At 52.4% G+C, this 19,295-nt stretch carries 20 protein-coding genes; 12 read left to right on the forward strand and 8 right to left on the reverse strand.

Translation table 11 applies throughout. The features are described 5' to 3' along the window. Nucleotides 1–119: 119 nt before the first annotated feature. The 5 genes from fdhD to ACIDEJ_RS13530 all read left to right on the forward strand — a co-directional run bounded on the left by fdhD (nt 120) and on the right by ACIDEJ_RS13530 (nt 4,308). Nucleotides 120–950: a formate dehydrogenase accessory sulfurtransferase FdhD gene (gene fdhD / locus ACIDEJ_RS13510; RefSeq protein ID WP_411988588.1), complete on the forward strand. Its 831-nt coding sequence runs from the start codon at nt 120–122 to the stop codon at nt 948–950. A gap of 180 nt (nt 951–1,130) precedes the next feature. Continuing rightward, nucleotides 1,131–2,174, forward strand: coding sequence for a YeeE/YedE thiosulfate transporter family protein (locus ACIDEJ_RS13515; RefSeq protein ID WP_411988589.1), 1,044 nt, complete (start codon nt 1,131–1,133; stop codon nt 2,172–2,174). A gap of 19 nt (nt 2,175–2,193) precedes the next feature. Next, nucleotides 2,194–2,418, forward strand: a complete 225-nt coding sequence (locus ACIDEJ_RS13520) for a sulfurtransferase TusA family protein (RefSeq protein ID WP_411988590.1) — start codon at nt 2,194–2,196, stop codon at nt 2,416–2,418. A 151-nt stretch (nt 2,419–2,569) separates the two neighbouring features. Beyond that, nucleotides 2,570–3,547, forward strand: coding sequence for an NAD(P)H-quinone oxidoreductase (locus ACIDEJ_RS13525; RefSeq protein ID WP_411988591.1), 978 nt, complete (start codon nt 2,570–2,572; stop codon nt 3,545–3,547). A 332-nt stretch (nt 3,548–3,879) separates the two neighbouring features. Next, complete coding sequence (locus ACIDEJ_RS13530; RefSeq protein WP_411988592.1) at nt 3,880–4,308, forward strand: hypothetical protein; 429 nt, start codon at nt 3,880–3,882, stop codon at nt 4,306–4,308. Between the two features lie 8 nt (nt 4,309–4,316). Here ACIDEJ_RS13530 and ACIDEJ_RS13535 read toward each other — a convergent pair whose 3' ends face one another. The 6 genes from ACIDEJ_RS13535 to cutA form a co-directional block, all read right to left on the reverse strand. Beyond that, a complete protein-coding gene (locus ACIDEJ_RS13535) occupies nt 4,317–4,712 on the reverse strand; it encodes a DUF2391 family protein (protein ID WP_411988593.1) in 396 nt (131 codons plus the stop codon). Next, nucleotides 4,712–5,782, reverse strand: a complete 1,071-nt coding sequence (locus ACIDEJ_RS13540) for an aldose epimerase family protein (protein WP_411988594.1) — start codon at nt 5,780–5,782, stop codon at nt 4,712–4,714. The genes ACIDEJ_RS13535 and ACIDEJ_RS13540 overlap by 1 nt, the downstream gene beginning before the upstream one ends. A gap of 20 nt (nt 5,783–5,802) precedes the next feature. Beyond that, nucleotides 5,803–6,957 carry a galactokinase gene (gene galK / locus ACIDEJ_RS13545; protein WP_411988595.1) on the reverse strand — a complete coding sequence of 385 codons (1,155 nt, stop codon included), beginning with the start codon at nt 6,955–6,957 and terminating at the stop codon, nt 5,803–5,805. 131 nt (nt 6,958–7,088) lie between these two features. Continuing rightward, nucleotides 7,089–8,711, reverse strand: coding sequence for a cation:proton antiporter domain-containing protein (locus tag ACIDEJ_RS13550; RefSeq protein ID WP_411988596.1), 1,623 nt, complete (start codon nt 8,709–8,711; stop codon nt 7,089–7,091). 141 nt (nt 8,712–8,852) lie between these two features. Beyond that, nucleotides 8,853–10,649 (reverse strand): protein-disulfide reductase DsbD, encoded by a 1,797-nt coding sequence (locus ACIDEJ_RS13555; RefSeq protein ID WP_411988597.1) that lies wholly within the window; start codon nt 10,647–10,649, stop codon nt 8,853–8,855. Beyond that, a complete protein-coding gene (gene cutA / locus ACIDEJ_RS13560) occupies nt 10,646–10,978 on the reverse strand; it encodes a divalent-cation tolerance protein CutA (protein ID WP_411988598.1) in 333 nt (110 codons plus the stop codon). The genes ACIDEJ_RS13555 and cutA overlap by 4 nt, the downstream gene beginning before the upstream one ends. 188 nt (nt 10,979–11,166) lie before the next feature. Here cutA and ACIDEJ_RS13565 point away from each other — a divergent pair, with 188 nt between their 5' ends. Then, nucleotides 11,167–11,709 (forward strand): FxsA family protein, encoded by a 543-nt coding sequence (locus ACIDEJ_RS13565; RefSeq protein ID WP_411988599.1) that lies wholly within the window; start codon nt 11,167–11,169, stop codon nt 11,707–11,709. A 19-nt stretch (nt 11,710–11,728) separates the two neighbouring features. Here the strand turns inward: ACIDEJ_RS13565 and ACIDEJ_RS13570 are convergent, their stop codons facing one another. Next, complete coding sequence (locus ACIDEJ_RS13570) at nt 11,729–13,138, reverse strand: MATE family efflux transporter (RefSeq protein ID WP_411988600.1); 1,410 nt, start codon at nt 13,136–13,138, stop codon at nt 11,729–11,731. 263 nt (nt 13,139–13,401) lie between these two features. Here ACIDEJ_RS13570 and ACIDEJ_RS13575 point away from each other — a divergent pair, with 263 nt between their 5' ends. Both ACIDEJ_RS13575 and groL read left to right on the forward strand, forming a co-directional pair. Then, nucleotides 13,402–13,692, forward strand: a complete 291-nt coding sequence (locus ACIDEJ_RS13575; protein WP_411988601.1) for a co-chaperone GroES — start codon at nt 13,402–13,404, stop codon at nt 13,690–13,692. Nucleotides 13,693–13,749: 57 nt separating this feature from the next. Beyond that, the gene (gene groL / locus ACIDEJ_RS13580; RefSeq protein ID WP_411988602.1) at nt 13,750–15,393 is read left to right on the forward strand and encodes a chaperonin GroEL; all 1,644 of its coding nucleotides are present in this window, start codon (nt 13,750–13,752) and stop codon (nt 15,391–15,393) included. Between the two features lie 378 nt (nt 15,394–15,771). Here groL and ACIDEJ_RS13585 read toward each other — a convergent pair whose 3' ends face one another. Then, complete coding sequence (locus ACIDEJ_RS13585) at nt 15,772–16,731, reverse strand: integron integrase (protein WP_411988603.1); 960 nt, start codon at nt 16,729–16,731, stop codon at nt 15,772–15,774. A gap of 326 nt (nt 16,732–17,057) precedes the next feature. Here ACIDEJ_RS13585 and ACIDEJ_RS13590 point away from each other — a divergent pair, with 326 nt between their 5' ends. From ACIDEJ_RS13590 to ACIDEJ_RS13605, 4 genes are all read left to right on the forward strand, one after another. Continuing rightward, a complete protein-coding gene (locus ACIDEJ_RS13590; RefSeq protein ID WP_411988604.1) occupies nt 17,058–17,528 on the forward strand; it encodes an SPFH domain-containing protein in 471 nt (156 codons plus the stop codon). A gap of 91 nt (nt 17,529–17,619) precedes the next feature. Then, a complete protein-coding gene (locus ACIDEJ_RS13595; RefSeq protein ID WP_411988605.1) occupies nt 17,620–18,024 on the forward strand; it encodes a hypothetical protein in 405 nt (134 codons plus the stop codon). A gap of 98 nt (nt 18,025–18,122) precedes the next feature. Beyond that, nucleotides 18,123–18,686 (forward strand): AbiU2 domain-containing protein, encoded by a 564-nt coding sequence (locus ACIDEJ_RS13600; RefSeq protein ID WP_411988606.1) that lies wholly within the window; start codon nt 18,123–18,125, stop codon nt 18,684–18,686. A 99-nt stretch (nt 18,687–18,785) separates the two neighbouring features. Further along, a complete protein-coding gene (locus ACIDEJ_RS13605; protein ID WP_411988607.1) occupies nt 18,786–19,211 on the forward strand; it encodes a DUF4844 domain-containing protein in 426 nt (141 codons plus the stop codon). The last annotated feature ends 84 nt before the right edge of the window (nt 19,212–19,295 follow it).

Raw genomic sequence — 19,295 nt, forward strand, 5'->3', positions numbered from 1 at the left:
ATAAAGAATGACGGGCGATTATTCAATGAAACTTTTATCTCATTTTTACCTTTGTGATCGAGATATGCATTTGTTTTTTAATATAGTTATTTTCAAAAAAAGTATTTGATGGGGTGTTTATGTACGGTAATTGCGCAGATGTTGTAGTTGAAAAAGATATCACCCTTTTCGAACGCGACAAACGTTCAGAATTCACCGACAAACTGGCAAATGAAGTCCGGGTGGCACTGGCCTACAACGGCATCTCCCACACGGTGATGCTGGCCAGCCCGCAGGATCTGGAAGCCTTTGCCGTCGGCTTTACCCTGTCGGAAAGAATTGTTTCAAACATCAATGAAATCAAAGGCGTTGATGTGGAATACGTGGAAAAAGGCATTATTATCCACGTGGAAATTACCCAGCGTTGCTTTGCCGAGCTCAAAGAGCATCGCCGCAGCATGGCGGGGCGCACCGGTTGCGGGTTGTGTGGGGTGGCACAGCTGGATGATGCGGTAAAGCCGGTTAAAACCGTGCCCTCAGACGGGGTGTTTGACATGGCACTGTTACCGTCCATCCTGACCCAGGCCAAAAAGCAGCAACGCACCTTTGAATTGACCGGCGCCACCCACGCCGCGATGGGATTAAACAGTCAGGGAGACGTGATTTATATATACGAGGACGTTGGCAGACACATTGCCCTGGATAAACTGATTGGTGCGTTTTCCCGCCGCGATGCGGAAAAACCGGCAGCGGTACTGCTGACCAGCCGAGCCAGTTTTGAAATGGTGCAAAAGGCTTCCAGCGCCGGTATTCAAATCCTGTTCGCCATGTCGGCCGTCACAGCACTGGCTGCGGAATTGGCAGAAAAGAGCAATATCACCCTCGTGGGTTTTTGTCGCAAAGGCAAGGCTAACGTATACAGCCATGGCTTTCGTTTGCAAAACATGCTGGAGCCGACAAACACCCTGTAACGCGCATTTTCATCTAACGAACATGTGAAAGAGAAACCGTGAGTGGCTGCTTTCGGGCAGCCGCTTTGGGATTGTTGTACTTTTTTGGAGCCTTTTTATGACCCCGCAACCGTTTTACCCCGCTTATCGGGCAGATTGCCTGCCGCTTGTCACGGGCCATGCCGCCCTATGGAGGCAGCCATGATGATGACCACCGCATTGACCGGCAGTGCCATTGGGCTGGGCATGGGATTTGTGATGCAGCGTGGCCGTTTTTGCATGGCAGGCGGCATTCGCGATACCTACTTGCAGAAAGATTTCACCATGGTGATTGCCATTTTGATTGCCATCAGTGTGCAAAGTATCGGCTTGTTCCTGCTGGCCGAGTGGCAATGGGTAAAATTGCCTTCCGGCCATTTTCCCTGGCTTGCCACCATTATCGGCGGCGCGCTGTTTGGCGTAGGGATGGCGGCGGCAGGCAGTTGCTCCACCGGTGCCTATTACCGTGCGGCAGAAGGTCTGGCGGCCAGTGTGCTGGCCGTGCTGGGCTTTATTGTGGGCAGCAAGCTTATCCGCACCGATGACGTCAAGGCGCTGGTGTCGCCCATCAAGCAACTGCAGCTGCAGGATAAAACCGTTTATCAAACCCTGGGGGTCTCCCAGTGGCTGGTGGTGCTGTGCTTAACCGTGCTGACCGTGGTTCTGGCCGCAGTTTACCTGAAGCGGCAACGGCGCCCGGTTGCCTTGATGAGTCCCCGCAAACAGGGACTGGCCCATCTGCTGTTTGAAAAACGCTGGCATCCGTTTGTCAGCGCCGTGCTGATTGGGCTGCTGGCCCTGCTGGCCTGGCCTGCCAGTTTACAGGCAGGGCGAGTGGGCGGCGTGGGGATCAGTGGTTCCAGTGCCCAGCTCTGGGATCTTGTGACCACCGGCAATCTCAAGTTTTTTGGCTGGTCCGGGTTTTTCCTTATCGGACTGTTTGCCGGTGCATTTATTGCTGCCAGAGGCAGCGCTGAACAACGTTGGCGTAATCCGGGAGCCAAAGCATTGCTGTTGGGCGCTGTTGGCGGTTTGCTGATGGGGCTTGGCAGCGGTATTGCCGGAGGCTGCATGCTGGGCAATGCACTGGTGGGTACCGCCACTTTGTCCTGGCAGGGCTGGTTGTTTATACCGGCCATTCTGCTGGGGAGTTGGAGTTTTAATTATTTTATGCTGATCCGGCCCATGCGTTTGGCCGGCATATAACCTTTACTAGGAGTCGATGATGAAACACTATTTGGATACCACCGGCAAACTGTGCCCGTTTCCACTGATTGAATTGCAAAAATACATGGCGCCACTGGCTAGCGGTGCTGAAGTGGTGCTGGATTATGACTGTGCCCAGGCCACCGAGAACATTCCTCGCTGGGCGGCACAGGAAGGCCATGACGTGGTGCATTTTGCCCAAAAGGGTGATGCCGCCTGGACCATGACCATCCGCAAGGGCTAAGGGTTCCTTTTCCCGTACCCGGGATGACAAAAGCACCGCTGTGGCGGTGCTTTTTTGTTTCCGTGACGTAAGGGATACGGGTTGTTACAGTAATTGCCGATAATTGCAAACGCCGGGTTTGCCATCACGTTCCCGCGATAAAGGATGCCTTATGCGACAAGTTCAGTTTGATACCCCAGGCGAGCCATCAGTGCTGCATGTGGCAAAGGTGCCCGTGCCGGAGCCTGCGGCAGGGCAGGTGCTGATAAAAGTGGCTGCCGCCGGCGTCAACGGGCCGGATCTCTATCAGCGCCAGGGGTTATATCCGCCGCCGGCAGATGCCTCACCGGTATTGGGACTGGAAGTTGCCGGTGAGATTGTGGCCGTGGGCGAGGGTGAGCAGCGCTGGCAGCCGGGAGACAACGTCTGCGCACTGGTACCGGGCGGCGGTTACAGTGAGTATGCGCTCACTTGGGCCGGGCATTGTTTGCCACTGCCGCCGGGCTGGGAGATGGCACAAGCTGCTGCCATCCCTGAAACCTTCTTTACGGTTTGGTATAACTTGTTCATGCGGGCGGCACTGCAACGCCGGGAAACCGTGTTAATCCATGGCGGCTCCGGGGGCATCGGCTCGGCGGCCATCCAGCTTGCCAAGGCCTTTGACTGCCGGGTGATTGCCACCAGCAGCAATGAGGCCAAACGGCAATACTGCATCAAGCTTGGTGCGGATGCGGCGCTGGACTCCCGGCACGGGGCGTTTATTGCCTCGGTGAAAACCTTTACCGATGGCCGCGGCGTGGACGTGGTACTGGACATGGCCGGGGGCGATAACATTAATGCCAACTTGCGGGCACTGGCCACTGACGGGCGCTTGGTATCCGTTGCCTGCCGTGAAAGCCGCATGGCACAGGTGGATGTGGGCTTGCTGATGTTCAAGCGCATCAGCTGGAGCGGTTCGGCATTACGGCCGCTGTCGGTGGCCACCAAAACCGACATCGCGGCGCAATTACGCCAGCAGGTATGGCCGTTATTGGCCAACGGCTTGCTCAAGCCGCACATCCATCAGCAGTTCAGCCTGTCCCAGGCGGCAGATGCCCATGCACTGCTACAAAGCGGCCGGCATTTTGGCAAAGTGGTGCTAACGCCGTAGTCTTTTATTCCTTTTTGTATGGGTGGCAGTCGAAAACTCGCCACCCGTAACAATTAATGGATTTTTCTCGCATAAATTCGTTTGCGTTAACGGGTTTTTAGGCTAAATTCCCCTTTGTCGTCAAATGGCCGAAAAATTGCGGTGTAATACGCACCATTTTTGGTTGCTGCATCACCTTTTTGCCATTGATTCTGTAAAAGATTCTGTAAAAATACGCGTTGTCTGATTGCCCTTGGGGCGCGTGCGGATTGCGCCGCCGCAGATGGCAGCAACGATGGGTATTTTTGGTTTATTCCTTTGGTATATGTGTTGATTTAAGGGTATTGGCATATATGTATAACACTGCTAAGAAACAAGTTTGGTATGGCGAACTGAGAACCTCACGAGGCAATGCCATCGTCATCCATGACAATCAGTTACCCGAGGCCTCCGCCGGCCGCATCTACCTGTACAACACGCAGCGCAAAGCCATCGTGGAGTATGTGGAAGATATCGTGAAACCCAACCTTCACGAACTGAGCGACGAACAACTCAAGACCGCCGAAAGCGAATTCGGTGGCGCCTGGAAAACCGCCCGGGCCGAATTCATGCAGAAACATGCCGACCGCATCAATCTGGCGAACATCAAGGATACCGCCCCGGCGCGCAAGGCCAAGCCTGTGCCGCAACTGGATGATGAAGATGGCGACAGCGATGTGATTGACGATAATTTCGAGGATGACAGCGACGACAGCTGGGATGACGATGATTTTGAAGAGTAACCTGTAAGTTACTCTTTATCGAAACTGTCGACGATAATGGCGCCCATTGAGGCGGGCATGGCAATCAGCAATGTACGCTTCAGCGCCAGCAACGGGGTGGTCAGCACCGGCCACTTGTCCAGCGCCAGCAGCACCACACTTACGACCAACAGCGTCAGGCCATAGGCCAGTACCACCCGCAGCAGGAACACCCAGATGCGGCTGCGTATTTGTGCCTGAAATACGCTCTGATAAGCGAACAGGGCGATAAATCCCAGGCTGAGTAACACGATCAGTAACAGGTTGGCTGCCGGCAGGTTGGCCGCCAGCTCCCAGGCTTCCTGGGAAAAGGCGATGGGCACCGACAAGGCAAAGGCACCAATGGTGATTTGCCCCAAATCCTCACTGTTAAAATGCAGGTTCATCACATGTCCGCCGGCGCATCGTTGGTAAAACGGTAGCGGCTCAGGTGGTGATATTGTTGTCCGGGCAGCAACCAGGGATTGCCGGGCAAGTGGGGCTGATTGGGCGCGTCCGGCAGCATTTGCGGCTCCAGGCACCATCCCTGATAGTTGTGAAGCACTTGCCCCTGACGGCCGGGAGTCCCTTGCAGGAAATTGGCCGTATAAAATTGCACGCCGGGCTGATTGCTGTAGAGGCGCATGGCCCGTCCTGACAGGGGGCTGCTGACGGTGGCAACCGGTAATAGCGTGTCTGGCCCATCATCAATCTCCATGAGATAGCAGTGATCATACCCCCGGGTTGCCGCCAGTGGCTGGCTGTCAAGATGGGTGCCCATCATCACGCCCCGGCGCAGGTCAAAGACCGAGCCTTCCACCGCCATTATCCGTTGCGGAATGCCATGCTCATCCGGCACTAGCACCTTGTCAGCATGCAGCTGTATGTGTTGCTGGCGGATGTCATCACTGCCATCCAGATTGAAATAACTGTGCTGGGTGAGGCTGACCGGGCAGGGGACATCACAATCGGCGGTAAATTCCACGTACAGGTTATTGGCGGCCAGGCGGTAATCCAGCTGTACCCGGCAATGGCCGGGAAAGCCCATGTCGCCATCGGGGCTGTTGAGGGTCAAACGCACCCCATCTGGCAGCGTATCCATTTGCCAGTGTTTGCGGTTAAAGCCTTCATGGCCGCCGTGCAGGCAGTGGCCGTGAAAATTGTTGTCCAGCTGATAGCTGCGATCGCGCCAGTTGATACGGCTGTTGGCAATGCGGTTGCTGTAACGCCCGGCAACTCCGCCCAGATGGGCTTTTTGGGCAAGATATGCCGCGGCAGAGTCAGTGCCAAGTACCACATTTTGCCGGTTGCCTTGCCTGTCTGGTGCCCATAACCCCCGGATAATGCCGCCAAGGCTGAGCACTTCCAGCGCCAGTATGCCGTTATCCAGCAGGATGCGTTCTATCTGGCCGCCCCGGGGGTCTTGCCAGGGCTCAAGGATGCTGACTGTGACCTGGTTGTGTTGCACCTGCTCCATCTCTTTACCCTGCATATTGATTATTTGGCCACCCGGGCGGCACCGGCCGTTGGACTGCACAGGTAAATGCTGGCCTCCAGACCGGTAGCGGACGGATATTGCCGCTCCACGGCGGCAATCACCTTGTCGGTGTATTCATGTTCCACCAGGGCAATCACGCAGCCGCCAAAGCCTTTGCCGGTCATCCGCACGCCGCCATGGCTACCCAATTGTTGGCGAATGATGTGCACCAGCGTGTCGATGGCAGGCGGCACGATGTCAAAGTCATCCCGCATGGAATCGTGTGATTCAGCCATCAGCTGGGCGATGCGGCCAATATCACCGGTGGCCAGTGCCCGGGCGGTTTTTTGGGTGCGCAGGTTTTCGCTAATCACATGGCGGGCACGGCGAAAGGCGGTGGCATCCAGTGTGGCCTGCTGCTGTTGCAAGCTGGCCAGACTCAGGTGGCGCAGCGTATCCAGCCCGAAATGTTCCGCTACTTGTTCACATTGCTGGCGACGTTCATTGAAATCTTCGCTGTGGCGTACGGACGGTAACCCTGAGTTGATAATCATCAGGCTTAAGGTATCGGGAATGGATACCGGCTGGCTTTCCAGATCCATGCAGTCAATGAGCAGGGCGCAGTCTTCCTCGGCCATGGCGCTGGTGATGTGATCCATAATGCCGCAGGCATGGCCCACGTAGTGGTTTTCACCCCTTTGTGCCAGTTGTGCCACGGCCAGGGGCGACAGGTGTAACTGGCTGGTGTCGTTAATGGCACAGCCAAAGGCTATCTCCAGCGAAGCCGAAGAGGCCAGTCCCGCATCCACGGGCACATTGCCCACCACCGCCAAATCCAGCCCTTTGGCCGGCAGGCCGCTTAATGCCACGGCGGCACTGAAGCCCTTGAGGTAATTGATCCAGTCATCATTGGCCGCCATTTCCCCTTCGGCGCCATAACGCCACTGGCGAATTTCTGGGTAGTTATCCGCCACGGCCCGGAACTGGTCATCCGTGCGCACTTTCACCGCAATGACGGTGTGAAAATTAATGGCGGCAGGCAACACGAAGCCATCGTTATAATCGGTGTGTTCACCAATGAGATTAACGCGGCCGGGCGCACTGAACAGGGCATCGGGCTTGGTGCCGAAGGTTTTCACAAACAGCTTGGTTGCACTGGGAGCGGGGTTTGACATTTTTTCGGTGTATTCCACAAAACAGCATGTTGATTTCAGTCTGGCACAGACTTGCCTATCCCGCTGTTATATCACGACTATCCAAGCGGATGTTAGCGGGATTTGGCTCGCGGTACGGTGATTTTGTCTGGTCAGGCCGCGGACACTTTATCACCTTCATCATTGCGGGGCGGCTCCGGCGGCAGTAGCTCTGTCACCACATGCTCCACAAAACCGGCACCTGCCGCTTCATAAAGGTTATAAACGCTGTGTACGCCGGATTCTCGCAGCGATTGGGTTTCTTCCCCGTATTGCACGATGGCGCTGATTTTTCCCTGATAATTGAGCTTCTTGAGTTGCTGCACCGCAAACAGGTTGCCTGCATGATAAGGCATGGCCAGCAGCACCAGTTCCAGATTGGGGGCATGGTCGAGTTTTTCCCAAAAATCCGTATCGGAAGCGTCGCCTTTCACTACATTACGTCCGTGCTGGCGGTGAAAATTCACCAACTCCTGCTTGTGTTCAATGCCGAGGATTTCACCACCAAAACGGTTTTTCAGCTCGTCATAGGCGCCGCTGCCGATGCGGCCCATCCCCAGGATCAGAAAGCGCGGGTTGCCGATGGGAATGGGACGGTCTTCCGGATGCAGGGGACGGCGCTCCAGCCGGACCAGTTTTTTCTGAAGTCGTTGGTACACATTGCAAACATGGTTGTTCAAGGGCGCAGCCAGCAGGAAGCTGATACTGAGGGCAACCGCAATGATGATTAACCATTGGGGGGGCAACCAGCCTTTGGCGGTGGCAACAGCGGCCACAATCAGCCCGAATTCACTGAAGTTACCCAGATTGAAGGCGCTGAGCATGGCGGTGCGCGAGCGTAATTTGAAACGGGTCAACAGCCAGACAAACAACATGATTTTGGCCGGAACAAACAGCACCAGCAATAATGCCAACAGAATGTCGCTGCCACTGGGCAAGCCGTTAAGGCCGATGGTGAGAAAAAACGCTACCAGAAATAGCTCTTTAAAATAAAACAGGGATTTGGCAAGCTCCGAAGCCTTGGCGTGGCCTGCCAGCATGATGCCGATAAGCAAGGCCCCCAGATCCGGTTTTAGCCCCACGGACTCAAACAGCCAGGCACCCACCACCAGGGCCATGACCAGTCCGAACAGTACCAGCAGTTCGCCATGGCCCACCCGATCAAAAATGCGGTATATCAAGGGTTTTGCCAGTGGCAGTAGCAGCAGTAACAATGCCCAGGGCGAGGGGATGTTGCCTTTGGAAATGGTTAAGAACAGCACGGCAAAAATGTCCTGCATGATCAGGATGCCAATGGAAACGCGGCCGTACAGCGTTTGCATGTCGCCTTTGTCTTCCAGCACTTTTACCGCAAACACGGTACTGGAAAAACTCAAGGCAAAGGCCAGCAGAGCCAGCTGTGTCCCGTCAAGCCCGGTCAGCTGGGACAAGCCGATAATGCCCAGTAGTTTAAGCAGGGGCAGTAACAGCAACATGGAAAACAGCAGGTGCAAACAGGAGCCTGCCAGCACTTCAGCCTTGAACAGGCTGCGCACATCAAGTTTAAGGCCGATGGCAAACAGCAGCAGGGTGACCCCAAGATTGGCCAACGCGTTGAGCAACGGGAGGCTTTCGTTCTGTATCCCCAGGATATACAACACGAAACCGGCGGCCAGATAACCGATTAACGGCGGCAGGTTAATCCGGCTGACCAACAGGCCACAGGCGAGGGTAATGACGAGGATGGCAGGTTCCATGGCAACAAGATACCGTCAGTTTGCAAAATGAGTCCTGCGCTTACTATAAGGCATTCAATGCCCTAAAAAACAGCGGAGTTTACGCCAGGTAACTCCGCTGTTGCTAAAACAGTGCTTGCTGAACTGCCAGGCGGTGCCGGTTCAGTCCAGCAGCAGATCCAGATGAGGGGCAAACTTGTCAGGCCCCATGAAACCGGTGATCCGCAAGTCATCCCGTAGCTGGCCATCGGCCCCCACCAACAGCAAGGTGGGCAACCCAAGTACGCCGTAAGCATTGAGCAACTCTTCATCGGTGGCATTCATGGCGGTCACATCGGCCTTGAGCAGCACCATTTGTGCCAGCCGCTGCTGTACGGCAGCATCTTTAAAGGTGATGTTGGCAAATTCCTTACAGGCCACGCACCAGTCGGCATACAAATCGAGCATCACCGGTTTGCCATCCGCCTTGGCGTTGGCAAGTTCTTCCTGAAATTCTGCCAAGGAGCTGACATGCTTGAAATGTATCTCGGCTTTTTGCGAAGCGAAGCCATAACCCAGCGACACGAGCACGGCCTGGGCACCATAGGCAAAACTGCCAAGCAGCGCCAGTTGCAGCAGCACGGCTCGGGCGGTTTGCTGCCAGTTGAACTGAGTGCGCTTGTTCTGATGGATAAGGTAGCCTACCAGGCAGATGCCCCATAGGGACCATAACAGTTCGGATACCAGCCCTGGCCAGATACGGCCCAGCATGATGATGGACACCATAATCAGCAGGAAGCCGAACACATGCTTGATGATTTCCATCCAGGCGCCAGCGCGGGGCAGCAGTTTGCCGCCTGAGGTGCCAATCAGCAGTAACGGCAAGCCCATTCCCATGCTGAGGATGTAAAGGGTGATAAAGCCCTGCAGCAGGTTGCCGCTTTGGGCCACATACACCAGCACTGCTGACAGCGGCGCGGTGGTGCACGGGGAGGCCACCAGCCCGGACAAAACCCCCATCATGAAGACGCCGGTGAGTTTGCCACCCTGCTGTTTATTGGAAAGCGTGTTCATTTTTTGCTGCCAGGACGAGGGCAGTTGCAGTTCATACACCCCGAACATCGACAAACTCAGCGCGACAAACAAAATGGCAATGCCAATCAGTACCGGCGGGCTTTGCAAGGCGGCCTGATACTGCATCCCGGCGGTGGCCACAATCAGCCCGAGAATGGAGTAGGTGATTGCCATCCCTTGCACGTAGGTCATCGACAGGGTAAAGGCGCGGGCGGTGGAGACTTTTTGCCCCTGCCCCACAATGATGCCCGACAGGATCGGGTACATGGGAAATACGCAGGGGGTCAGTGCCAACCCAATGCCAAGGGCAAAGAAGGTCAATAATGTCAGCAGCTTGCTGTCATTGTTAAGCAGTTCATCCAGCAGGGAGTCTTGCTGGGTTACCGGGCCGGCGGCGGTTGTTGCCGGAGCGGCATTGTCACTGGCGCTTGCCTGGGCACCGGCCAATACGCCGTCATTTTCCGCCACGGGTGTTAACGCCAAGGTGCTGGTGGTGGGGGGGAAACACAATTTGCCTTCGGCGCAACCCATGTAGGTGATTTTCAAGGTGGCTTCGCCGCCTGCCTGCTTGACAGCTATGGGGATTTCCACATAACTGCGGTACACCTCCTGGGTGCCAAAATAGTCATCGTGGTGGCTTTCACCGCGGGGTTTGGCAATCTCTCCCAATGTTCCGCCATCGAGTGTCACGGAGATTTTGTCCCGGTACATGTAGTAGCCGTCGGCAATCACCCAACTGACTTCCACCACCTGATCATGTTGCACAGCATCAAAGGCGAAAGCCTTGTCTACCGGCATCAGCTCCGGCTCGCTTTTAAGGAAAGGGAATTTGTCGCTCAGGCCGCTGGCGTGCGCTAACGGCAACAGTAATAGTGAGGCAAACAGCAGGGTGATGAGTCGTTTCATAATCTTGTGTTGTCTTTTATCCAGTGCAGATACGCCGGTAGTCCCTGCTGAATATCCACAGCAATCAGTTCCGGCACTTCGTAAGGATGGAGTTGCAGCACGCGTTGCTGCAGTTGGGGATAAGCCGCCGCCAAACATTTTAGCTGCAGGCTGATTTCGTGGCTTTCACAGGTGTCACCCTGCCACCGATACACGGATGTTACCGGCGCCGATAACTGGGCACAGGCCACCAGCCCTTCATTCACAAGCGTGCGGGCAAGTTGCAAGGCGGTGTTATGGTCAGGACAGCTGCAGAATACCAGCAGGAATTCTGGCGTTTTACCGTTCATCTGTGTCACTCTGTTTATTGACGGATAATGGGTTGACAGGGCAAGCCGACCGACTACTCTACGGTATTTGGGGGGCAGTTGCATTAAACTGTTGTCAAAACAGTGAGTATGGGCGCCAACGCAGGTCTTGAATTGTGACCGCAAAATCCCCATTAAGTTTGTTCAATCGATAGATAATTGAGATCTCCATGCTTTTTTTCTTGTTGCTGGTACTGTTAATCGTGTTGCCCATGGTGGAACTCTCCATCCTGATGCAGGTGGGTGATGTTCTGGGAAGTTTCAACACTATCGCGTTGGTGATCCTGACTGCGGTGGTGGGGGTGTCGCTGGTGAAAAGCCAGGGGTTGAGCACCCTGATGGTGGTGCAACGCAAACTGTCCCACGGTGAAGCGCCCGGGCCGGAAATCGTGGAAGGCATGCTGCTGGCGTTGGCTGGCATCTTACTGGTGATCCCGGGGTTTGCCACGGATTTTATCGGCCTGATTTTTCTGACTCCCGTGAGCCGGCAACTGATTGCCAAATTTTTGTTCAAGCGCATGCAGCTGCGGGTGGTGATGTCCAACTATCGCCGCCCTCCGTTTGGGCAGCAGCCTCCGGAGAATAAATCGGGAGATGTGATTGACGGTGAATACGAGCACAAGCCCGACCCGTCGGATAAGCGCCCGGAAAGCCATCAGTTGTCTGATGATCACAGCGATAACCACGAGGATGACAAGCCGCAGCGCCGTTAAGGAGGGCTGCGGGCAAGGATTATTTAGGGCTTTGGCGCTTCGGTTCGGGATTCCCCGGGGCGCCGGGATGCTGGCAGCACTCGCCATGGTGCAGATGGGCCGGCTCTTTCACCTGACGGGCAATCATGTAACTGGCAATCCCCATCAGCAGATTACTCACCGGCAATGCCATCAGTAAGCCTTTAACGCCCGCGTACCAAGCTCCCAATGCTGCCAGCGGCAGCATCAGCAAAAACAGTCGGCACAGATTAAGCGACAAGGATGCCATGGGACGGTGATAGGCGTTGAGCACGGTAGCTACCAGAATCACCATCCCCAGCGCGCCATAGGCCAGCGGCAGTACCCGAATGTAAAAGGTCAGCCATTCCAGCACCCGTGGGTCGTCACTGAACAGTCCGGCAAGGGGCTCGGCCCACAGTGCCAGTGGCAGATACAGCAGGGTTTGAAACAGCAGCACAAACCGCAGAGACAGCATGACCGCTTCCCGGGCTCGCTGTTTCTGGCCCGCCCCCAGATTTTGCGCCACAAACGGCACCAGGCTTGATGACAGTGCCATGGTGACAATCAGCAATACCGACTCTAGCCGGGTGCCGGCACCAAAGGCCGCTACCGCCGCATGATCAATCCGCGCCAGCATGGCCATAATCAGCATATTGGCCAGCGGGTTGATGAGGTTCATCACCGCTGCCGGCTGGGCAATATGCGCCAGCTGTTTCCAGTTGGCCCACCAGCGTGTTGGCGACAACGGCGCCGCGACCAAAAGATGCCGTTTCAACACCAGCAAATAACCGGAAAAACACAGCGCCACTATCCAGGAGCTAACCGTGGCAATGGCGGCGCCTTGCAGCTCCAGCCGGGGGAATGGGCCAATGCCGAAAATCAGCAACGGATCCAGAATGAGGTTAATCAATGCCGCCAGCGCCAGGATTTGTGCCGGTAAGCGGGTATCGCCAGTGGCTTTCAATCCCTGGTTGCCCACCATTTGCAGCACCAGCAATGGCACGCCCACATACCAAATCTGCATGTAGTCATGAATGAGCGGCAAAATGCTGTCGGCGGCGCCAAGCAGGGTAAACAGCCTGTCGTTGAACAGGCTGCCCAGGGTTGCCAGCGTGCTGATGAGCAAAAAGGTCAGCAGCAGGGCATCGTGCAGGAAAATCTTGGCCTGGGGCGCATGGCCGGCACCAATCAATCGCCCAAGATTGGTGGATACGCCAGCGCCAATACCCACCGCCACGCTGGAGATGATCAGCGTGACCGGGAAGGTGAAACTGATGGCGGCCAGCGCCTCGGTGCCCAGGCGGCTGATGAAAAAGGTATCCACCAGATTGAACCCGAGTACCGTCAGGATCCCCAGCATGTTGGGCAGACTCATGTTGAGCAGCACACGACCGATGGGCTGGCTCAGCAACCCGTGTCTGTCTCTCATCGTCTACTACCCCATGAGTGAATAAATGGAAAGGCTGTTGGGCGGCGATTCTATCAGGAAGCTTACATGCGATAAAACCTGATTGCATAAAGGCTGATTTACGCCCGAAAAAATTTTAAAAAAATTGCCGGCTAACACTTGGAAGTCTGAAAAACAGCCCCATATAGGACTACATCCAGCGGCAACCATTTGCGGTTGTCGCATTTATTAACCTGTAATATCGCCTGAAACTGTTGGGCAAACGTCATTAGGAGAATCCATAAATGAATATTCGTCCATTACATGACCGCGTGATCGTCAAACGTCTCGAAGTGGAGTCCACTTCTGCCGGTGGCATTGTGCTGACTGGAAGCGCGGCCGAAAAGTCTACCCGCGGCGAAGTGCTGGCAGTAGGCAATGGCCGGATCTTGGAAAATGGCGAAGTGCGGCCACTGGATGTGAAAGTTGGTGATGTCGTGATCTTCAACGAAGGCTACGGCGTCAAGAAAGAAAAGATCGACGGGGAAGAAGTGCTGATCCTGTCTGAATCAGATCTGATGGCAGTGGTGCAATAAGCTCACCTTGAGCAATACGTCATTCCAACCTAACAACGAATTTAAAGGATAATCAACATGGCAGCTAAAGAAGTAAAATTTGGCAATGATGCTCGCGTAAAAATGCTGGCGGGCGTGAATGTTCTGGCTAACGCAGTAAAAGTTACCCTGGGCCCTAAAGGCCGTAATGTGGTGCTGGACAAAAGCTTCGGCGCGCCGCTGATCACCAAAGACGGTGTGTCAGTAGCCAAAGAAATTGAGTTGGAAGACCAGTTTGAAAACATGGGCGCCCAGATGGTGAAAGAAGTGGCCTCCAAGGCTAACGATGCTGCCGGTGACGGTACCACCACCGCTACCGTACTGGCACAGGCCATTGTGAATGAAGGCCTGAAAGCCGTTGCTGCCGGCATGAACCCCATGGATCTGAAACGCGGTATCGACAAAGCCGTGGTTGCCGCAGTGGCTGAGCTGAAAACCCTGTCTCAAGCTTGTTCTGATGCCAAGTCCATTGCTCAGGTAGGCACCATTTCTGCCAACTCCGACGAATCCATCGGTGAAATCATCGCCACCGCCATGGAAAAAGTGGGCAAAGAAGGGGTTATCACCGTAGAAGAAGGCCAGGCGCTGGAAAACGAACTGGACGTGGTAGAAGGCATGCAGTTTGACCGCGGCTACCTGTCTCCCTATTTCATCAACAAACCGGACACTGGCAGCGTAGAGCTGGACAACCCTTACATCCTGCTGGTTGACAAGAAAATCTCCAACATCCGTGAGCTGCTGCCCGTACTGGAAGGCCTGGCCAAATCCGGCAAACCATTGCTGATTGTGGCTGAAGATGTTGAAGGCGAAGCGCTGGCTACCCTGGTTGTGAACAACATGCGCGGCATTGTGAAAGTTGCTGCCGTGAAAGCCCCAGGCTTTGGCGATCGCCGTAAAGCCATGCTGCAGGACATTGCCATCCTGACCGGCGGTACCGTTATCGCTGAAGAAATCGGTCTGGAACTGGAAAAAGCCACTTTGGAAGATCTGGGCAGCGCCAAACGCGTTGTCATCACCAAAGACAACACCACCATCATTGACGGTGTGGGTGCTGAAGATCAGATCAAGGCCCGCGTGGTACAGATCAAACAGCAGATTGAAGAATCCACTTCTGACTACGACAAGGAAAAACTGCAAGAACGCATGGCCAAACTGGCCGGCGGTGTGGCAGTCATCAAGGTCGGTGCCGCTACCGAAGTGGAAATGAAAGAGAAAAAAGCCCGTGTTGAAGATGCCCTGCATGCTACCCGCGCCGCCGTTGAAGAAGGTGTGGTTGCCGGTGGTGGTGTGGCGCTGGTTCGCGCCGCATCCAAGATCCACGATGTAGAAGTGGCTAACGAAGATCAGAAACACGGTGTGGTAATTGCCCTGCGCGCCATGGAAGCCCCACTGCGCCAGATTGCAACCAACGCCGGTGAAGAAGCCTCAGTGGTAGCTAACAAGGTGAAAGACGGCAGCGGTAACTTTGGTTACAACGCCGGTAACGATACCTATGGCGACATGCTGGAAATGGGCATTCTGGACCCAACCAAGGTAACCCGCAGCGCTCTGCAGTTTGCCGCTTCTGTTGCTGGCTTGATGATCACCACCGAAGCCATGGTTGCCGAGCTGCCTAAGGACGAAGTTGCCGCACCTGATATGGGTGGCATGGGCGGTATGGGTGGAATGGGCGGCATGATGTAATCGTATTGCCCTAATACTAGTACTTCCTAAGAAAGCCCGTAAGCTCATAGTTTACGGGCTTTTTTGTTGGCTTTGCTTCTTATAAGTTCCCATCATGTTTCACGGTTTCTTAAAATTATTAGGTGTTAATGAGGGGTATTATGGATTTTTACAACTCTAATTTTAGGTGTTGAAAATTTGATATCCCTCATTAGGCGTTGTTAATGGCCTTAACAGCACAAAAAGTCAAAAATATATCCTGTCCTGATGATAAAGCCCAGATCAAGAGAACTCATGGTAATAACTTGTTTTTAGGGCGACAATAAAATAAATTTTAGGGCTGAAATGATACATTTCAACTCGTGCGGTAGCTATTCCCGTCCTCAGCAAGTGGTAGAATCAGCCTAAACGGTCCAGCGGGCTGACTGTTCCGGCATAGTGTTGTCCGAGCACGTGGGTGTAGATCTGTGTGGTTTTGACGTCATTGTGGCCAAGCAGTTCCTGCACTGTTCGAATATCGTAACCTGCCTGCAAAAGATGAGTGGCAAAACTGTGTCGAAATGTGTGGCAGCTGATTTTTTTACAGAGTCCAATTTTTTGTGCAGCAATGGACAGCGCCTTTCGCACCAAGCTTTCATGTAAATGGTGACGACACAGTTCACCTGTTACGGGATGTGCACACAGCGTCGTGCTCGGAAATATAAACATCCAAGCAGGGCTACGAAAAGCGGAAGGATATTTGCGCCCAAGTGCATGGGGCAAAGAGGGACCAACCCCAAGCGCATTATCTTTTTGCTGAATGGCAATACTGTTGGATATCCGCAATTGCAGCCATGGGATACAGGATGCCGCGAGCAAGGTTTGCCGATCTTTATTACCTTTACCGTCGCGTACCGTAACATGTAGTCTGTCCAGATCCACATCCTGGATCCGCAGGCGCAGACACTCGGAAACACGTAAGCCACTGCCGTAAAGCATTTGAACAATCTGAGATGCTGCACCATCAAGTTCTGAAATAATGTGCGCGACTTGCGCTGCCGACAGCACGACAGGCAAACGCCTTTGCTTGGTCGCCAGAGAAAAGCCTAGGTCACCTAGCTCGATATGCAAAAACTTTTGGTATAAAAATGCCAAAGCATTCAGCGCCACTTTTTGCGTATTTATTGCGACATGGCGTTCAACTGCAAGATAAGTTAAAAATGCCGCGATCTCTTCTTTGCCAAGGGTTTCCGGATGGCGCTTATGGTTAAAGAGAATGTAGCGTTTGATCCAGTGCAGATAAGCATGTTCAGTGCGTATGCTATATCCGCGTAGACGCATATCATCACTGACAGCGCGAAGAAAGGGACTCTTACTCATGGCAATCTTCAGGTGCTGTATATACGCACAGTATTATCGAGATTTTGGCGATTTCAAGTCAGAATTGATCTGATAAGCAGTCCGGTTATCCAACCAGTAAAAATATTATTATTTTTTAAATCAGCAGGTTAAGGACTTGTTATCGCGAGATAGTGTGCGGCATCCAGGGAGATAACAAGTATGCTCATTTTCATCGTAAATTTATCTGGACAAAATGGCGTAACTTGTTAATTATTAAAACAATTCACATGCTCGCTTTACACTGGTCAGAGGTGCTAAATGAGCATTCTCATTATTAAAATGTTATGCATCTTTAGGAGAAATCGATGTATCAAAATAGACAAGCAATGGCCTTAGGTACTTTAGCCTTTTTAGTTGTTGCTTTCTTTATATTCATAATTTTGGCATTTTGGGCGTGGCCTAAATATAACGTCTACAAGCAAGAGCTTAATGGTCGTGCTGCCCTAAAAGAGGCTGAATGGTCAAAACAAATACTCATTGAAGAAGCCAAGGCCAGAGAGCAAGCTGCACTCATGCAGGCAAAGGCAAAAGTTACTCTTGCAGAAGCAGAGGGTAAAGCCAAAATAGCTAGGGCAAAAGCTGAAGGGCAAGCAGATATTGAGCGTGCAAAAGCAGCAGCAGAAGCTAATAAAATTATTGGTGAATCCCTAAAAAACAACGAAGAATATTTACGCTATATATGGATAAAAGGATTACAAGATGGCAATGGGGAGCGCATCTATATACCTACAGAGGCGGGCCTTCCTATTTTAGAGGCTGGTAAAGCAGGCAAGTAATGCATAACAAGGCCAATCAGTACGTGCCCTTTGGGCACCGGACTCGCTTCGCTCGCCGCTGTTGGCGGCGTTATGCATTAAAGGGGGCCAAGTGAAATCCATCGGGAAGTATGGCGAATATCGAGTATTAGCATGTTTGCTCGAAGAAGATATCGAGGCTTACCAAGCCATAAATGTTACCCAGCCAGATTTTGATATAACGGCAATCCTCAGAGAAGATAAAGTTGTGAGGATTCAGGTGAAGTCTACCGATCTTAATAACAAGGCAACAAATAATGCCATTGATAGAGTAGATAAAATTTACGACTTTCTTGTAGTCGTGATATTTGAAGGTAAAGGCAAGGCAAGATTCTTTGTCATGTCAAAAGCAGAAGCTATGGAAGTCAAAGGTTCTAGCAAACAACTTGGTGTTACCCAGCAAAGGAAGAAGTACTTCCAAGTAAAAGATGCATTGCTACCCTTTGAGGGGAAATGGAATAAAATTAAAAATGCATAACAAGGCGCAGCAATCGCTCCCTACGGTCGCTGGGACGCCCAAAACGCTACGCTTATTTGGCCGCCCTTGTGTGCGGCGTTATATGCAAAGGAGATACCGTGAGTTCTGAAAATATAGAAACTATGCAAAGCATTGTTGCAGATATTGCGACTGAATTTACTTTATATAGTCAATTGTTTGTAAAGCCAGAGTCTATTGACTTACTTAATAAAACGGCGGCTACGGTTTTTTCCAGCTATCAGCGTTCATTACTGAATACCATTTATATAAGTATCTCCCGTATCTTAGATCCTGCCACAAGTAGCAGTGATAAAGATTCGAATTTATCTTTTAATTTTTTGATTAAAGAATTAAAACTAACAGAAAATAAAGAACTATCTGAATTGTTGTCTAATACTCAACAGTTATTTGTTGCTACTGGAATAAAAAAGTATCGAAATAAAGTTATTTCTCATAATGACTTACGAACAATAAAAAATAAAACTCAGCACTTATCGCTTAATTACGATGATTTAACTTTGCTAATTCATAACCTTTGGGCGTTACTAAACATGATTAGGTTTGTTTCTGGGGAAACTGATGTTTTGATGACAACTGGTACAGAAATTATTATGTATGATGATGGGGATAACCTTTTAGACTGTTTGCGTAATCGCATATAACAAGCTGTTAAACAAGGACAAAATATAGTTAGCTCTTGCTCCTTCGTCGCTAATTTTAGCCCACTATATTTAGCCTGTTAACATGGCGTTAGTGTAAATATGAAAATTATTACTCTCCTGTTCTTAACGGTACTAATGTTTGGCTGTTCAAATGAGGGACAAATGATCAGTGTTAACCCAGATAGGGTCAGTCAGCTAGAAGCGCTTTTAGAAGAAAAGAAGTTCGTCGAAAGTTCCGTGTACTTCTATCCAGGCGCTCCTGACGAGGTAACTAGGCTTCAGGCCGAGCTAGTTATAAATGCAGCTATAGTCAGTATCCTCAAGGTTTCAGAATCTGAAATATCGGAAGATGAGTTCTGGGGGATCATCGAAGTCGCAGCTCGTGCACTATCTGTGATGGATTCCGAAGAGATGGATAGAGGCTTCACATACTTTGAGCAAATTATGGATGTTTTCGAGATTGCTAGCTCAGGAGGACGATTGAATCAATGGAGGTATGGCTTTGACCCAACGATTCAACACTAACAAACCGCTGAAATCCGTTACGGCCACAGGAAAAACGTGGCCTTCACTAGGACTCGCTTCGCTCGCCGTCTAGCGGGGCGTTAT

Source organism: Shewanella mytili (assembly GCF_046765975.1).
Classification (GTDB): Bacteria; Pseudomonadota; Gammaproteobacteria; order Enterobacterales; family Shewanellaceae; genus Shewanella; species Shewanella mytili.

What these genes read in the sequence shown, in the direction of transcription:
- fdhD (WP_411988588.1), top strand. Translation starts at nt 120, where the DNA reads ATGTACGGTAATTGCGCAGATGTTGTAGTTGAAAAAGATATCACCCTT.
- ACIDEJ_RS13515 (WP_411988589.1), top strand. Translation starts at nt 1,131, where the DNA reads ATGATGATGACCACCGCATTGACCGGCAGTGCCATTGGGCTGGGCATG.
- ACIDEJ_RS13520 (WP_411988590.1), top strand. Translation starts at nt 2,194, where the DNA reads ATGAAACACTATTTGGATACCACCGGCAAACTGTGCCCGTTTCCACTG.
- ACIDEJ_RS13525 (WP_411988591.1), top strand. Translation starts at nt 2,570, where the DNA reads ATGCGACAAGTTCAGTTTGATACCCCAGGCGAGCCATCAGTGCTGCAT.
- ACIDEJ_RS13530 (WP_411988592.1), top strand. Translation starts at nt 3,880, where the DNA reads ATGTATAACACTGCTAAGAAACAAGTTTGGTATGGCGAACTGAGAACC.
- ACIDEJ_RS13535 (WP_411988593.1), bottom strand. Translation starts at nt 4,712, where the DNA reads ATGAACCTGCATTTTAACAGTGAGGATTTGGGGCAAATCACCATTGGT.
- ACIDEJ_RS13540 (WP_411988594.1), bottom strand. Translation starts at nt 5,782, where the DNA reads ATGGAGCAGGTGCAACACAACCAGGTCACAGTCAGCATCCTTGAGCCC.
- galK (WP_411988595.1), bottom strand. Translation starts at nt 6,957, where the DNA reads ATGTCAAACCCCGCTCCCAGTGCAACCAAGCTGTTTGTGAAAACCTTC.
- ACIDEJ_RS13550 (WP_411988596.1), bottom strand. Translation starts at nt 8,711, where the DNA reads ATGGAACCTGCCATCCTCGTCATTACCCTCGCCTGTGGCCTGTTGGTC.
- ACIDEJ_RS13555 (WP_411988597.1), bottom strand. Translation starts at nt 10,649, where the DNA reads ATGAAACGACTCATCACCCTGCTGTTTGCCTCACTATTACTGTTGCCG.
- cutA (WP_411988598.1), bottom strand. Translation starts at nt 10,978, where the DNA reads ATGAACGGTAAAACGCCAGAATTCCTGCTGGTATTCTGCAGCTGTCCT.
- ACIDEJ_RS13565 (WP_411988599.1), top strand. Translation starts at nt 11,167, where the DNA reads ATGCTTTTTTTCTTGTTGCTGGTACTGTTAATCGTGTTGCCCATGGTG.
- ACIDEJ_RS13570 (WP_411988600.1), bottom strand. Translation starts at nt 13,138, where the DNA reads ATGAGAGACAGACACGGGTTGCTGAGCCAGCCCATCGGTCGTGTGCTG.
- ACIDEJ_RS13575 (WP_411988601.1), top strand. Translation starts at nt 13,402, where the DNA reads ATGAATATTCGTCCATTACATGACCGCGTGATCGTCAAACGTCTCGAA.
- groL (WP_411988602.1), top strand. Translation starts at nt 13,750, where the DNA reads ATGGCAGCTAAAGAAGTAAAATTTGGCAATGATGCTCGCGTAAAAATG.
- ACIDEJ_RS13585 (WP_411988603.1), bottom strand. Translation starts at nt 16,731, where the DNA reads ATGAGTAAGAGTCCCTTTCTTCGCGCTGTCAGTGATGATATGCGTCTA.
- ACIDEJ_RS13590 (WP_411988604.1), top strand. Translation starts at nt 17,058, where the DNA reads ATGTATCAAAATAGACAAGCAATGGCCTTAGGTACTTTAGCCTTTTTA.
- ACIDEJ_RS13605 (WP_411988607.1), top strand. Translation starts at nt 18,786, where the DNA reads ATGAAAATTATTACTCTCCTGTTCTTAACGGTACTAATGTTTGGCTGT.